15 protein-coding genes and 2 pseudogenes are annotated in these 13204 nt (G+C 72.2%); 3 read left to right on the top strand and 14 right to left on the bottom strand.

Annotated features, from left to right (window positions below; genetic code table 11):
• Positions 1 to 179 precede the first annotated feature (179 nt).
• The 8 genes and pseudogenes from ACIP60_RS10580 to mca all read right to left on the bottom strand — a co-directional run bounded on the left by ACIP60_RS10580 (position 180) and on the right by mca (position 3802).
• Complete coding sequence (locus tag ACIP60_RS10580; RefSeq protein WP_400682173.1) at positions 180 to 431, bottom strand: hypothetical protein; 252 nt, start codon at positions 429 to 431, stop codon at positions 180 to 182.
• Entirely contained in the window at positions 428 to 781 is a 354-nt protein-coding gene (locus ACIP60_RS10585; RefSeq protein ID WP_400682175.1) for a hypothetical protein, read from the bottom strand. The genes ACIP60_RS10580 and ACIP60_RS10585 overlap by 4 nt, the downstream gene beginning before the upstream one ends.
• 171 nt (positions 782 to 952) lie before the next feature.
• Positions 953 to 1036: pseudogene (locus ACIP60_RS10590) on the bottom strand (DUF255 domain-containing protein); the annotation flags it as partial.
• Between the two features lie 50 nt (positions 1037 to 1086).
• Positions 1087 to 1569, bottom strand: a complete 483-nt coding sequence (locus ACIP60_RS10595) for a hypothetical protein (protein ID WP_400682715.1) — start codon at positions 1567 to 1569, stop codon at positions 1087 to 1089.
• Positions 1563 to 1700: pseudogene (locus tag ACIP60_RS10600) on the bottom strand (IS110 family transposase); the annotation flags it as partial. The gene ACIP60_RS10595 and the pseudogene ACIP60_RS10600, both read right to left, overlap by 7 nt.
• Positions 1701 to 1834: 134 nt before the next feature.
• Positions 1835 to 2380 carry a Uma2 family endonuclease gene (locus tag ACIP60_RS10605; protein WP_400682177.1) on the bottom strand — a complete coding sequence of 182 codons (546 nt, stop codon included), beginning with the start codon at positions 2378 to 2380 and terminating at the stop codon, positions 1835 to 1837.
• 291 nt (positions 2381 to 2671) lie between these two features.
• Complete coding sequence (locus ACIP60_RS10610) at positions 2672 to 2863, bottom strand: hypothetical protein (protein ID WP_100836571.1); 192 nt, start codon at positions 2861 to 2863, stop codon at positions 2672 to 2674.
• 69 nt (positions 2864 to 2932) lie between these two features.
• Complete coding sequence (gene mca / locus ACIP60_RS10615) at positions 2933 to 3802, bottom strand: mycothiol conjugate amidase Mca (RefSeq protein WP_400682178.1); 870 nt, start codon at positions 3800 to 3802, stop codon at positions 2933 to 2935.
• A gap of 156 nt (positions 3803 to 3958) precedes the next feature.
• Here mca and ACIP60_RS10620 point away from each other — a divergent pair, with 156 nt between their 5' ends.
• Positions 3959 to 4396: a DUF4307 domain-containing protein gene (locus tag ACIP60_RS10620; protein ID WP_400682180.1), complete on the top strand. Its 438-nt coding sequence runs from the start codon at positions 3959 to 3961 to the stop codon at positions 4394 to 4396.
• A 366-nt stretch (positions 4397 to 4762) separates the two neighbouring features.
• A complete protein-coding gene (gene greA, locus ACIP60_RS10625) occupies positions 4763 to 5260 on the top strand; it encodes a transcription elongation factor GreA (RefSeq protein ID WP_400682182.1) in 498 nt (165 codons plus the stop codon).
• A 141-nt stretch (positions 5261 to 5401) separates the two neighbouring features.
• Here greA and ACIP60_RS10630 read toward each other — a convergent pair whose 3' ends face one another.
• The 3 genes from ACIP60_RS10630 to ilvA form a co-directional block, all read right to left on the bottom strand.
• A complete protein-coding gene (locus tag ACIP60_RS10630) occupies positions 5402 to 6262 on the bottom strand; it encodes an ABC transporter permease (protein ID WP_400682184.1) in 861 nt (286 codons plus the stop codon).
• A gap of 1 nt (position 6263) precedes the next feature.
• Positions 6264 to 7283: an ATP-binding cassette domain-containing protein gene (locus ACIP60_RS10635; protein WP_400682185.1), complete on the bottom strand. Its 1020-nt coding sequence runs from the start codon at positions 7281 to 7283 to the stop codon at positions 6264 to 6266.
• A 262-nt stretch (positions 7284 to 7545) separates the two neighbouring features.
• Complete coding sequence (ilvA, locus tag ACIP60_RS10640; RefSeq protein ID WP_400682186.1) at positions 7546 to 8757, bottom strand: threonine ammonia-lyase; 1212 nt, start codon at positions 8755 to 8757, stop codon at positions 7546 to 7548.
• A 96-nt stretch (positions 8758 to 8853) separates the two neighbouring features.
• Between ilvA and ACIP60_RS10645 the strand changes: the two genes are divergently transcribed.
• Complete coding sequence (locus ACIP60_RS10645) at positions 8854 to 9360, top strand: MarR family winged helix-turn-helix transcriptional regulator (protein WP_400682683.1); 507 nt, start codon at positions 8854 to 8856, stop codon at positions 9358 to 9360.
• A gap of 29 nt (positions 9361 to 9389) precedes the next feature.
• On the opposite strand, the gene ACIP60_RS10650 is transcribed toward ACIP60_RS10645, so the two are convergent.
• The 3 genes from ACIP60_RS10650 to ACIP60_RS10660 form a co-directional block, all read right to left on the bottom strand.
• The gene (locus tag ACIP60_RS10650; protein ID WP_400682188.1) at positions 9390 to 10544 is read right to left on the bottom strand and encodes a cystathionine gamma-synthase; all 1155 of its coding nucleotides are present in this window, start codon (positions 10542 to 10544) and stop codon (positions 9390 to 9392) included.
• Between the two features lie 545 nt (positions 10545 to 11089).
• On the bottom strand, positions 11090 to 11626 hold the full coding sequence (locus ACIP60_RS10655; protein ID WP_400682190.1) for a DUF1203 domain-containing protein: 537 nt from the start codon (positions 11624 to 11626) through the stop codon (positions 11090 to 11092).
• A gap of 139 nt (positions 11627 to 11765) precedes the next feature.
• Entirely contained in the window at positions 11766 to 12965 is a 1200-nt protein-coding gene (locus ACIP60_RS10660; protein ID WP_400682191.1) for a hypothetical protein, read from the bottom strand.
• Positions 12966 to 13204 lie beyond the last annotated feature (239 nt).

Consider the following 13204-nt stretch of genomic DNA (forward strand, 5'->3'; position numbering starts at 1 on the left):
GATGGTGCGAGCCATCTCAACGGCTTCGGGAAAGTCCGTGGACGTGAATTCGTCGCCGCTCGGCCGGTGGGAAGGCAGCAGCGCGAATACCCACCAAAATGAGAATGAGCACCGCTCACAGGGTGCGTCGTAGGCCGATACCTCCACTCGCAGCAGCACGGACGGTCCATCCTTACGACCTATAGGTATGTGACCTGGACGATGTAGATCTGCTCGTGTCGCACGACGGTCAGGTACTCGAACATGCCGCCGGGAACGTCGGCTGTCTTACTCTTGGGGTTCTCACCCCGATACGTGGTCCCGTCGAGGTAGAGGGCTTCCGCGGCTCGGACCAGCTCGTCAGCCTTCTTCTCGACTTCGGCGACGAAGGCCAGCGCCGCTCCGCTGATCACGTACTCCTCACTGGGGAGGTACTCCCAGGACCACGTCATGCGCCCAGAACTCGGTAGGCGGCTCGGATGATCTCGGCAGCGGTGAGGGCAGAACGCCGGGATTCATCAGGATCCTCCGCCACCTGCATGAGGTACTCGGCTCGGCGGAGCCTGGAGGCTGTCTCCGGATGCCGTTCGATCTCGACCACGACAGCCCATCGCAGGAGGAACCCCCGAAGAGGATCAAGGGTGTCGGAGTCGATGGCTTTGGTGATCGCTTCGGCCTGCTCGGTCTGCATCTCCAGCAAGCGGTCCGAGGCTACGACGGCAAGGGCAGCCTTGAGGGCGGTGATGGTCCGCTCCGGGCGCGGAATCAGCGCTTCGGCGTGGTGCTCCGGCTGTGCGGTCACTTCTCCTCCGTGCGTTGGGCCGGTACCACGCTACAACGTGGGAGGCCCGCTGTTCCTCCGCTTGGAGTGACACAACGCCCCGTACCGCCCGTCTCCCTCACTACGCGCGCCCACCTCAGTACTGCTCGAGAACATGCCAGGTCAGAACTACCTGGTTGTGTTGAGTCATTGGCACCAGTGGCACACCGCGTAACCCACCGAGAGGAGGATGGGTACGTCCCGCCTTGCCGCTTCTGACATCGCCTCCTCGCCCCACTCCTCCCGATTGGCTCGTTCCAGAGCCTCGACCTGGCCCCAGAGCGTGGTCAGCGCGTCCGCATGCTCCCACTCCCGGGTGCGGGGGCGATGGAGCGGCTCCCTTCGAGCAGCCGCCGCACAACGTCGACGATGTCCTCGGGATGGGCGAACAGCGGCAGCGGCAGAAGCTCGTGCCGCTCCCAATCCGCCCCGGACCAGATGTCGAGGGGGTCGTGGGCCCAGCCCTTCCGGTTGTCCCGCCACCAGCTCTCGTACCAGCTCAGTTCCAGGCCGTGCTCAAGCTGCCACCGCGTGGGCGGAGTTTCGGCCGTCGGCGGGAGGCCGTCGGCGAGCGGGCCCGAGCCGCGGGAGGCGAAGGGGAAGTACAGGTACTCCTGTGCTTCGTGGATCGGTTCGAGCTCGGCAGCGGTCAGCGCCGCACGGATGGCGAAGCGGTACTGCTTCAGTACGTATCGCTCGGCTCGGCACAGCCCGGAGGAGCGGGTGTCGCCGATCGAGAGCGCCGACCGGGTCGGCCAGCGGGGTGCCACACCGCGGCCTGCTGGGCTCGGGCGAGGACGGCGACGGCGCGGGCCGGGTCACTGTCGTCGAGCAGGGACCGGTGGGCGTGCGTGTCGGTGCGCAGGATGTCCGCCAGGACCAGGGCGTCGCCCGGGTCGGAAGCGAGGAGTCGCCATGCGGCGGGCTCGGACCACCAACGCCGACGATGGAGCCAGGGGCTGTTGCGCACCGTACGACACCGAAGCGTGAACCAATGAAGGTCGACAGTCTCAGAAGATGAGCCGGGCGGTGCGGTCAGCGGGCCTCGGCCTCGGGCCGGGGCAACTCGTCCAGGTCAAGGAGGTAAGTACGTCCGTCGGCCAGCTCGATGGGCAGCTTGCCCGAGCCGTACTTGTGCGTGTGCGCCGCAATGTAGCCGTCGCCGGTGGGCTGAGTGTGGACCACGACCTCTGCGGCGTACGGGTCCACCACCGCGTACACCGGGATGCCGTAGCGGCCGTACTTCGCGGTGCAGTCGTCGTAGTCCTTGCGCGCGGAGGAAACCGAGACCACTTCGGCGATCAGCAGCACGTCCTCGAAGCCGTACCGCTTGCCCTGCCGCTGCGCGTCCTCCCGCAGGATCGCGAAGTCCGGGGCCGAGTTCTCGTCGGCCGGGAAGTCGATGTACACGTCGGACGCGGTCTTCGCATGACGGCCGAGCGAGAGCGAATCGATCTGCATCGACTTGATGGTGCTGGAGTGCTCGAAGCTCTGGGGGGTCATGATCACCTTCCCATCGGTACCGAAGAAGACCACGTGCCCCGCGGGGAACTCGGTGTGCATGACCGCTTCGACGCTCATCAACGGCTCCTTCCTGTCGTCTCTCAGGATATGGGGCCATGGTCTCGAACCCGGTCCGTTGCAAGTGGCGACGAGGGTGCGCTGATCTTCGGTCCATCCGCGAACGCCCCGGGGCGGAACCCACCGCCACCGCCGTCCCTTGCCGGCCCATCGGTCCAGGACGGCCCGGCCGGCCCGATCGACCCGCGCCGCGCGATGACGCCGAGAAGCGGTCAGCGGCACGTTCTCGAAGCGACGGCGCTCGCTCCGGGGTGGGTCGGGCCTCGGTGCGAGGGAGCGGGGCCCCGGAGGTCAGTCGTCCTTGGGGTCGGGCTGCTCGGTGAAGTCGATCTTCTTGAACTGGGCGTTCATCGACTTCAGGAGGAACCAGGTGGCGATGCCGAGGACCGCGAAGACGACGAAGCCGAGGAGGCCGGGGGTGACCTTGGTTTCGTCGAGGGCCAGGGCGGTGGCGAGCTGGACGGGGTTCACGGGGGTGCTCATTCCTCCATGGTGACCCGGCCTTAGGGCGGCCGGGTCACCGGGGGGTGGTACGGGCGTGGCGGGGTGCGGTTACTTGCGCAGGCCCGCGAAGAGGTCGGTCTCGGGGAGGTCGGTGTCGACCAGGGACTTGGCGAGTTCGTAGTCCTCGGTGGGCCAGACCTCGCGCTGGATGTCGAGCGGGACGCGGAACCAGGGACCGTCGGGGTCGATCTGGGTGGCGTGGGCGATCAGGGCCTTGTCGCGGATCTCGAAGAAGTCGCCGCACGCGACCTGGGTGGTGATCTCCCGCTCGGCCCGGCCGGACTTCTCCCAGCCCTCGATCCACTCGCCGTAGGGGGACTCGTGGCCGTTGGCGCTGAGGTAGGCGTGCAGGGCGCGGATCCGGCCCATCGGGAAGCCGTGGTTGTAGTAGAGCTTGGACGGCTGCCAGGGCTCGCCGGCCTCGGGGTAGGCCGCGGGATCGCCGGCGGCGTCGAAGGCCACCATGGTGATCTTGTGGGTCATGATGTGGTCGGGGTGCGGGTAGCCGCCGTTCTCGTCGTACGTGGTGATCACGTGCGGGCGGAACTCGCGGATCAGCTTGACCAGGGCCCCGGCCGCCACGTCGACGTCCTCCAGGGCGAAGCAGCCCTCCGGCAGCGGGGGCAGCGGGTCGCCCTCGGGGAGGCCGGAGTCGACGTAGCCGAGCCACGCCTGCTGGACGCCGAGGATCTCCCGGGCGGCGTCCATCTCCTTGCGGCGGACCTCGTGGATGTTCTCCTCGACCCACGGGTCGCCCTGGAGCTTGGGGTTGAGGATCGATCCCCGCTCCCCTCCGGTGCACGTGGCGACCAGGACCTCCACCCCCTGCGACACGTACATCGCCATGGTGGCGGCGCCCTTGCTGGACTCGTCGTCCGGGTGCGCGTGCACCGCCATCAAACGCAACTGCTCGCTCAACGCCTGGTCCCCTTCAGGTACAGGTATGTCCGCTTCGTCGGGTCGGCTCCCCCGCCGCCTCCGGCGCGGACGTGCCCCTCCTATAGTGACGGACTGGAGGGCCCGTCCATTCCCACCGAAGGACGAACCGCCTCCGCGAAAGGACCGAGCCCCGCCATGGACCACAGCCCTACGCCCACGACGCCGGCGGCGTCCCCGGCCGCACCGCCGGCCGGCCGCTACAGCCGGTCCGACGACCGGGCCGCCGACCGCAGGCTGCGGATCGCCGCGGTGGTGTGCGGGGTGCTGTTCCTCGGGCTGATCGCCTGGCTGGGCGGCTCGTACCTGCTGCGGGAGACCCGGCTGAACGGTACGGTGCCCACCTTCCAGCCGGTGTCGGACACCGAGCTGCAACTGCAGCTCTCGGTGCGCAAGAGCGACGGCACCGCGGGCGTCTGCACGGTCCGCTCGCAGGGCGCGGACGGCGCGGTGGTCGGCCAGTCGGACTTCCCGGTCCCGGCCGCGGGCACCGCCTACGACGAGGTGGTCACGCTGCGCACCACGGCCCGCGGCACCACTGCGGAGCTGCTCGGCTGCACCCCCGACAAGAAGTAACGCCCCGCCCCGCCCGCTCGCTCACCCTTTCGGAGGCACCGCCGCGCGCGGATGCCACCGCGTTCTCCGACCGCCCGCCGCCGGGGCTCCCCCGACCCGCACCCGCCCAGCGCCCGGCCCGTACCCGCCCGGCACCCGCCCGGCACCCGGCCCGTACCCGCCCACCGCCCGATCGGCCGCCGGCCCCGGGGGGCCGGCCGCTCGGAGACCTCCCGTCCAGGCCGGGAACTTGTTAGGCTCGTGGTTTCGCCCCTTCCGCGCCGATCGGCACGGAAGCGGGCGTTGCTTTGCATCTGCCCAGAAAATCGACCACACCGCCGCCGGTCCACCCCCGGGGCGGCGCCAGCACCGACGAGGAGCACTCCTGTGACCCAGACCAACGATGACGTGACCTGGCTCACTCAGGACCACTACAACAAGCTCAAGGCCGAGCTTGACCACCTGACCGGGCCCTGGCGCATCGAGATCGCCCAGAAGATCGAGGCCGCGCGCGAGGAGGGCGACCTCAAGGAGAACGCGGGCTACCACGCGGCCAAGGACGAGCAGGGCAAGACCGAGGCGCGGATCCGCCAGCTGACCCAGCTGCTGGAGCGGGCCAAGGTCGGCGAGGCGCCGGCCGACTCGGGCGTGGTGGCCCCGGGCATGCTGGTGAAGGTCGCCTTCGACGGCGACCTCGACGACACCATGGAGTTCCTGCTGGCCTCCCGCGAGGTCACCGACGGCGACATCGACGTCTACTCGCCGCAGTCGCCGCTGGGCCGGGGCATCATCGGCAAGTCGGTGGGCGAGGACGCCCAGTACGAGCTGCCGAACGGCAAGAAGGCCAGCGTGAAGATCATCGACGCCAAGCCCTTCTCCGGCTGACCGGACGCCCCGCGTCGAACGGCCGCTCCCCCGGGTGGGGGGAGCGGCCGTTCCGCGTCCGGGGCCGGCGCGTCCGGGGCCGGCACGTCCGGGGCCGGCACGTCCGGCACCGCGGTCCTCAGCCGCCCGGTGCGGCGTTCCTCAGCCGGCCGCGCGGCGGTACTTGCGCACCGCCAGCCAGGAGAACACCGCCGTGATCAGCAGCGACCAGACCACCGAGACCAGCGCGGCGTGCTGCATCGGCCAGGAGTCCGGCACCGGGCCGAGCTGGTTGCCGAACAGGCTGCGGCAGGCCTGCACGGTGGCGGAGAACGGGTTCCAGTAGGCGACCGGCTGGAGCCAGCTCGGCATCGAGCTGACCGGCACGAACGCGTTGGAGACGAAGGTCAGCGGGAACAGCCAGATCAGACCGGCCGAGGTGGCCGCCTCGGGGCTGCGCACCGACAGGCCGATCAGCGCGCCGATCCAGGAGAAGGCGTAGCCGAGCAGCAGCAGCAGGCCGAACGCGGCGAGCATGTCCAGCACGCCGTGGTGGATCCGCCAGCCGACCAGCAGCGCGACCAGCGCCAGCACGACCAGGATGAACGCGGTCTGCACCAGGTCGGCCAGGGTGCGGCCGGTGAGCACGGCGGCCCGGGCCATCGGCAGCGAGCGGAAGCGGTCGACCAGGCCCTTGGTCATGTCCTCCGCGATGCCGGCCGAGGCGCCGGCCACCGCGAAGGTGACGGTCTGGGCGAAGATGCCCGCCATCAGGTACTCGATGTACACGTCGTGGCCGGGCGGGGCGCCGGGGATCGCGATCGCGCCGCCCATGACGTACGAGAACAGCAGCACGAACATGACGGGCTGCATCAGCCCGAAGACGACGATCTCGGGGATCCTGGTCATCCGGCGCAGGTTCCGCTTGGCGACCACCCAGGAGTCGTGGGCGGTGGCGGCGACGCCGCGGCGCGGGGCGACGGGGGCGCCGCCGATGGCGCCGTCGGTGCTGGCGAGTGTCATCTCAGGCGTCCTCTCGCTGGCCGCGGCGGCCCTTCCCGGCGGACGCGGCGGGCGTGCCGCCCTCGTCCTCGCCCGTCCCGTCCTCGGTGGCGTGGCCGGTGAGGGAGAGGAAGACGTCGTCCAGGGTCGGGCGGCGCAGGCCGATGTCGTCGATCTCGATGGAGTGGGCGTCCAGTTCGCGGATGGCGTCGGCCAGCACCCGGGCGCCGCCGCTGACCGGGACGGTGATCCGGCGGGTGTTGCGCTCCACCGTCGGCTCGCCCTTGGCGTACGGGGTGAGCGCGGCGACCGCCTCGGGGACGAGGTCGGCGGCGCGGACGACCACCTCGATGCGTTCGCCGCCGATCTGGGCCTTGAGCTGGTCGGCGGTGCCGCGGGCGATCACCTTGCCGTGGTCGACCACCGCGATGTCGTGGGCGAGGCGGTCGGCCTCCTCCAGGTACTGGGTGGTGAGCAGCAGGGTGGTGCCCTGCTCGACCAGGGTCTCGATGACCTCCCACAGGGCGAGCCGGTTGCGCGGGTCGAGGCCGGTGGTGGGCTCGTCCAGGAACATCACCGGGGGCCGGACCACCAGGGCGGCGGCCAGGTCGAGGCGGCGGCGCATGCCGCCGGAGTAGGTCTTGGCGGTGCGGTCGGCGGCCGAGGAGAGGTTGAACCACTCCAGCAGTTCGAGGGCCCGCCGCTTCGCGTCGCGGGCGCTCATCTGGTAGAGCTCGCCGACCATCTGGAGGTTCTCCCGGCCGGTGAGGTACTCGTCGACGGCGGCGTACTGGCCGGACAGGCCGATCAGGCTGCGCACCTTGTTGGGGTGCTTGAGCACGTCGACCCCGGCGACGGTGGCCCGGCCTGAGTCGGGTTGGAGCAGGGTGGTCAGGACGCGCACGGTGGTGGTCTTGCCCGCGCCGTTCGGTCCGAGCAGCCCGAGCACGGTGCCCTCGGGCACGTCCAGGCTCACGCCGTCCAGGGCGCGGACGTCACCGAAGGTCTTGACCAGGTTCTCGGCTTCGATGGCTGCCGCCATGGGCCTGCCTCATCTCCTGATGCGAGTCGGTTCTGTGGGGAAATCATCCGGTTCGGTACCCGGGCCCGCCGACGGCGAAGCTCGCGATACATCGCAAGATGCTGTCACTCGCGATATATCGCGTCAAGCGCCGCAGGTGAGGCGGGTCACAGCCTCCCAGCCACCACTGACAACCCGGGCCCACCTGCTGCCCCTGGGCCCCGGCGGCCCCACCAGAGGGCCCCGGCGGGCCTGGGCGGGCCCGGGTGGGCCGCAGCGGGCCTCAGCGGCTGACCACGTACCCGTCCGCGCGCAGCTCGCCGATCACCGCCGCGCAGTGCTCGGGCCCCTTGGTCTCCAGGTGCAGGTCCACCTCGACCTCGGTCAGGCCCAGCTGCGGGTCGATCCGGACGTGCGCGACGTCCAGCACGTTGGCGTCCATCCGGGTCAGCACGCCCAGCAGGTCGGCCAGCGCGCCCGGCTTGTCGGTCAGCCGGACCCGCAGCGACAGGTAGCGGCCCGCCGCGGCCAGGCCGTGCCGGAGCACCCGCTGCATCAGCTGCGGGTCGATGTTGCCGCCGGAGAGCACCGCCACCACCGGGCCCTCGAACCGCCCGGGCTCGGCCATCAGCGCGGCGATCGGTGCCGCCCCGGCGGGTTCGACCACCAGCTTGAGCCGTTCCAGGCCGACCAGCAGGGCCCGGGAGAGCGCGTCCTCGGAGACCGTCAGCACCCCGTCCGCGAGGGCCTCCACCACCTCGAACGGGATGTCCCCGGGGCGGCCGACCATGATGCCGTCCGCCATGGTGGCGAACCGTTCCAGCGCGACCGGGCGCCCGGCCGCCAGTGACAGCGGGTACGCCGCCGCGGCGGCGGCCTGCACGCCGATCACCCGGACGTCCGGGCGCAGCGCCTTGATCGCGATCGCCACGCCCGCCAGCAGACCGCCGCCGCCGGTGCCGACCAGCACGGTGCGCACCTCGGGGCACTGCTCCAGGACCTCCAGGCCGACGGTGGCCTGGCCGGTGATCACGTCCCAGTGGTCGAAGGGGTGGATGAAGACCGCGCCGGTGTCCTCGGCGTACTCCCGGGCGGCCCGCAGCGCCTGGTCGACGTTGGCGCCGTGCAGCCGGACCTCGGCGCCGTACTCGCGGGTGGCGGCGACCTTCGGCAGCGGCGCGGCGACCGGCATGAAGACGGTGGAGCGCACCCCGAGCAGCGAGGCGGCCAGCGCGACGCCCTGCGCGTGGTTGCCCGCGCTGGCCGCGACCACCCCGGCGGCCCGCTCGACCGGGGACAGCCCGGCGATCCGCACGTACGCGCCGCGCAGCTTGAACGAGCCGGTGCGCTGCAGGTTCTCGCACTTGAGGTGGACGGGGGTGCCGGCCGTCCCGGAGAGGTGGCGGCTGGTCTGCATCGGGGTGACCCGGGCCACCCCCGCCAGCATCTTCTGCGCGCCCCGGACGTCGTCCACCGTGATCGGCCACCTGTGCATGGGGGCCAGCGTAGGGCGCGCGCTGTTCCGCCGGTCGCCCGGCGCGCGTACGCTGCTGGGACGAGTCGCCCGCACCCCCCGTGAGCCGCGATGACCCTGCCCCCGTCCGACGGACCCTCCGATCCCGACGGCCCCGGCCGCGCCGGACGTCCCGGCCGCGCCGAACACGCCGACCGCCCCGAACGTCCGGACCGCCCCGACGCGGACCGCCAACTCCCCTACCAGGTCGCGGTGTTCGCCCGGCGGATCTGCGCCGCCGGGGAGCTGGACCGGGCCGCGTTCCTGCTGCTGGAGCAGCTCGCCGCCACCGGACCGGCCAAGGTGAAGACGCTGGCGGCGGCGCTCGGGGTGGACTCCTCGACGGTGACCCGGCAGGCCGCGCCGCTGCTGCGGGAGCGCCTGGTGGCGCGGCTTCCGTACCCGGCGGACCGGCGCGCGGTGCAGCTGGCGCTGACGCCGCTGGGGGCCGGTCGGCTGGCCCAGGTGCGGGAGCGGCGGCGGGAGTTGATCGCCGAGCTGACGGCGGGCTGGACGACCCGCGAGCGGGCGGTGTTCTGCGCGCTGCTGGCCCGGTTCAACGACGGCCTGCTGGACCGCCGTTGAACCGGGGAGCCGGAGAGCCGGACCGGCCGTCAGCCGAGGGCCTGCTCCAGGTCGGCGAGCAGGTCGGCGGCGGACTCGATGCCCACCGAGACGCGCACCAGGTCGGCGGGCACTTCCAGCGGAGAGCCGGCCGCGGAGGCGTGGGTCATCCGGCCGGGGTGCTCGATCAGCGACTCGACGCCGCCCAGCGACTCGCCCAGGGTGAACAGTTCGGCCCGGTTGCAGACCTCGACGGCGGCCTGCTCGCCGCCCGCGACCCGGAACGAGACCATGCCGCCGAACGCCTTCATCTGCTTGGCGGCGACGTCGTGCCCGGGGTGGCCGGGCAGGCCCGGGTAGAGCACCTGGCTCACCTTCGGGTGCCCGGCCAGCAGTTCGGCGACCTTCTCGGCGTTCTCCGAGTGCCGGTCCATCCGGACGCCGAGCGTCTTGATGCCGCGCAGCACCAGCCAGGCGTCGAACGGCCCGGCCACCGCGCCCATCGCGTTCTGGTGGTAGGCGACCTCCTCGGCCAGGCCCGCGTCGGCGACCACCAGGGCGCCGCCGACCACGTCGGAGTGCCCGCCCATGTACTTGGTGGTGGAGTGCACCACGACGTCCGCGCCGAACGAGATCGGCTGCTGGAGGTAGGGGCTGGCGAAGGTGTTGTCGACCACCAGCCTGGCGCCGGCGGCGTGCGCGATCTCGGCGACCGCGGCGAGGTCGGTGATGCCGAGCAGCGGGTTGGACGGGGTCTCCACCCACACCGCGCGGGTGGTCGGACGGATCGCCTCGCGCACCTTCTCGGGGTGGTGGGTGTCGGCGACGGAGAACTCGACGCCCCAGCGGGTCAGCACCTTGGCGAACAGCCGGAAGGTGCCGCCGTAGGCGTCGTTGGGGATGACGATGTGGTCGCCGGGCTTGAGCAGGGTGCGCAGCAGGGTGTCCTCGGCGGCCAGCCCGGAGGCGAAGGCGAGGCCGCGCGCGCCGCCCTCGATCGCGGCCAGGCACTCCTCCAGCGCGGTGCGGGTCGGGTTGGCGGAGCGGCTGTACTCGTAGCCCTCGCGCAGTCCGCCGACGCCGTCCTGCTTGTAGGTGGACACCTGGTAGATCGGCGTCACGACTGCCCCGGTCCGGGGGTCCGCTTCCTGGCCCGCGTGGATGGCGAGTGTCTCGAAGCCGTGGGAAAGCTGGTGCTCGGTCATGCTCCCGAGCCTAGTGCGACGGGAGGGCTCCCCGGGGCGTGCCGCGACGGGAGGCCGGACCCGGACGCCGGACCGGCGGTCCGCGACCGGCGAAGTCCCGCAGCACCAGGGGTCGTACCGCCACGATCGACCGACCGCACGCCCGATCGACACACGGAGGACACGGGGGGACACGGGGGGACGCGGAGTGTCCACCGGGCGTACCGAGCGCACCGGGCGCGCCGGTTCGCGCCGCTCCGGCCGGGCCCTGGTCGCCGGGTCGGACCGGTTCCAGCCGGGCCCGGTGGAGCCGTGGCTGCTGAGCGGCGCGATCGGCTACCCGGCGCTGCGGGTGGTGTCCCCGACCCGCCGCCCACGACCCGCCGCCCGTCGCCCACGGCCCGCCGCCCACGGCCCGTGCCGGTGGCCGGTGGCCGGTGGCCGGTGGCCGGTCCGGAGCAGGTCCGGAGCAGGTCCGGGCCGCCCGGCCCCACGCCGTGGGCCCGCACGGGCGCGGTGCGCGACCGGCAGGGGGCGCCGTATGCGCGAAGCCGGGCGCCCGACGGCTACCCGCGGCGCACCTCGTGCAGGAAGCAGCCGAACTCGACGGCCCGCACGTGCAGTACGGCGGTCGCCGGGTCGGCCAGCAGTTCGGCCGCGAGCGAGGGGAGTTCGGCCGGTCCGCCGAGTCGGCCGCCGAGGATCCGGCCGTCCGCCGCGTAGGCCCGCAGCACCCGCGGCCCGCCGTGGAAGCCCGCCGGCCAGCCGCCGGGGTGACCCGGGCACGGCTCGGCGTGCACGAACACCGGGCCGGTCTCCAGGTACGGCCCGGGGTCGCAGCCGGTCTCGGCGGCCCAGCGCAGCAGCGGCGCGTACGACAGCAGGGTGATCCGCTCACCGGGCCTGGCCCTGGTCAGGCAGCAGCGCAGCGGTTCGCCGCCCTGCTCGGTGACGGCGGACGTCCGGGCGCGCCCGGCGTCGTCGGTGCGGCGCAGCGCGTCCAGCACGGGCCCGGGGACGGCACGGACGTCGAGCGCCGGGGCGGTGCCGGGAGCTGCGGTGGCCGGAACTGCGGTGTCCGGAGCTGCGGTGGCGGTTTCCATGCGTCCAGCCTGCGCCCGGCGCCCGCCGCGGTCCGGCGGCTTCCGGACGTCGCGCTGCGGCCGGGGCCCGGAACGCGCGGCGGCCCGCCGCGGGGGCTTCCCGCGGCGGGCCGTGCCGCACCGGCGTGCTGACGGCGGATCAGGTCAGCTCGGGGGCCAGTTCCTTGATCTCCTCGAAGCTGAGGCCGCTGTGGTTCATCGACTCGGCGACGCTCCGCTCGATGCCGAGCTTGCCCAGTTCGGCGTACTGCGCGTCGGTCAGCGGGGCGGCCGGGCCCAGGTCGACGCCGCCGAGGTCGACGTCGGGGTCGGTGCCGTCCTCGAAGCCGCCGGCCATCGAGGCGAACATCTCCTGGAGCTGGCCGAGGTCGATCTCAGTGGCGCCGGTCGGGGCGCCCTGGGTGGTGCCGTCGGTGGAGATGCCGATCCGCAGCGGCAGGTGCGCCGACCAGTCGGACTTCTCGACGAGCTGGGCGAAGTCGAAGGTGACCGCCTGCGGGCGGCCGTCCTTGATCTGCACGTCGGCGGAGAGCTTGCGGTCCGGGACGTCGGCGAAGTCGCCCTCGGCCGGGAGCCCCGGGGAGCCGGGGATGTTCTTGGCGACGCCGGTGAACGACTTGTACAGCGCCTCGACCAGCGGGCGGGCGGGCGCGGAGACCCGGATCACATCGTCGGCGTCGGCGCTCTTGCCCTTGTCCTCCAGCGTGACGTTGTCGGAGAGGGCGTCGCTCAGCGAGTCGCAGAAGTCGTTGAGCACGGACGGGTCGAGGCTGGGCGAGGGCTTCGGGGTGGCGCCCTTGCCGGCCGCGCCGCCGCCGGCCGCCTGCTGGGACAGCTCCTGGAGCTTGGCGACGTCCACCGAGACCCACTTGCCGCCGACCAGGTCCTTGAGCGGGGCGGCCTCGGGCGGCAGCTGGTCGAGGCCGGACTCGAACTCCGAGCCGTCCTCGCCCGCGAGCTGGGCGATGCCGCGCACGTCGACCTTGAGGTACGCCTTGTCGCCGACCAGCCGGAAGTCGGCGTAGGTCTTGCCGTCCTTCTTGCTGTTCAGCGCGTAGCCGAGCGTGACGCCCTCGTTCTTGGCGCTCCCACCGCTCCCGCCGGCGGCGCAGCCGGACGTGAAGCCTCCGGCGTCCTTGAGCGGCTTGTCGTAGCCGACCGACACGGAGAGCTTGAGGTCGGAGAGCAGGTCGGCGGCCTGCTTCTCGATCGGGTCGTCGATCGCCTCGCCGAACGCGACCAGCTGCGAGGAGCTGGCGTCGAGCGAGAGGTCGACCGTGACCGTCTTGGCGTCGCCGAGCTTGTCGAACGCCTTGTCGAGCTTCTGACCGGCGGTCAACTGCTCGACGGTGCCACAGGCGGCGAGGCCGCCGCCGAGGAGGACGGCTCCGGTGGTGACGGCTATGCCCGCGCGGACGGTGCGGCGGCGGATGACGGTGTTGATGGCTTGCTCCTGCTACCTGGAGACGGTTCGGGCCCGGTCGGCCCTGCCGCGGAGGCAAGCTCAGCACAATGGCGTGTCCCCCCGCACGCGGATATTTTTACCATTCGTTGAGGACACTCTCACCGGCCCCCCAC

It is taken from the genome of Kitasatospora sp. NPDC088783 (genome assembly GCF_044750705.1).
GTDB classification, from domain to species: domain Bacteria; phylum Actinomycetota; class Actinomycetes; order Streptomycetales; family Streptomycetaceae; genus Kitasatospora; species Kitasatospora fiedleri.

Coding starts and splice junctions, on each gene's coding strand:
- ACIP60_RS10580 (WP_400682173.1), bottom strand. CDS start 431: ATGACGTGGTCCTGGGAGTACCTCCCCAGTGAGGAGTACGTGATCAGC.
- ACIP60_RS10605 (WP_400682177.1), bottom strand. CDS start 2,380: ATGAGCGTCGAAGCGGTCATGCACACCGAGTTCCCCGCGGGGCACGTG.
- ACIP60_RS10610 (WP_100836571.1), bottom strand. CDS start 2,863: ATGAGCACCCCCGTGAACCCCGTCCAGCTCGCCACCGCCCTGGCCCTC.
- ACIP60_RS10620 (WP_400682180.1), top strand. CDS start 3,959: ATGGACCACAGCCCTACGCCCACGACGCCGGCGGCGTCCCCGGCCGCA.
- ACIP60_RS10630 (WP_400682184.1), bottom strand. CDS start 6,262: ATGACACTCGCCAGCACCGACGGCGCCATCGGCGGCGCCCCCGTCGCC.
- ACIP60_RS10635 (WP_400682185.1), bottom strand. CDS start 7,283: ATGGCGGCAGCCATCGAAGCCGAGAACCTGGTCAAGACCTTCGGTGAC.
- ilvA (WP_400682186.1), bottom strand. CDS start 8,757: ATGCACAGGTGGCCGATCACGGTGGACGACGTCCGGGGCGCGCAGAAG.
- ACIP60_RS10650 (WP_400682188.1), bottom strand. CDS start 10,544: ATGACCGAGCACCAGCTTTCCCACGGCTTCGAGACACTCGCCATCCAC.
- ACIP60_RS10655 (WP_400682190.1), bottom strand. CDS start 11,626: ATGGAAACCGCCACCGCAGCTCCGGACACCGCAGTTCCGGCCACCGCA.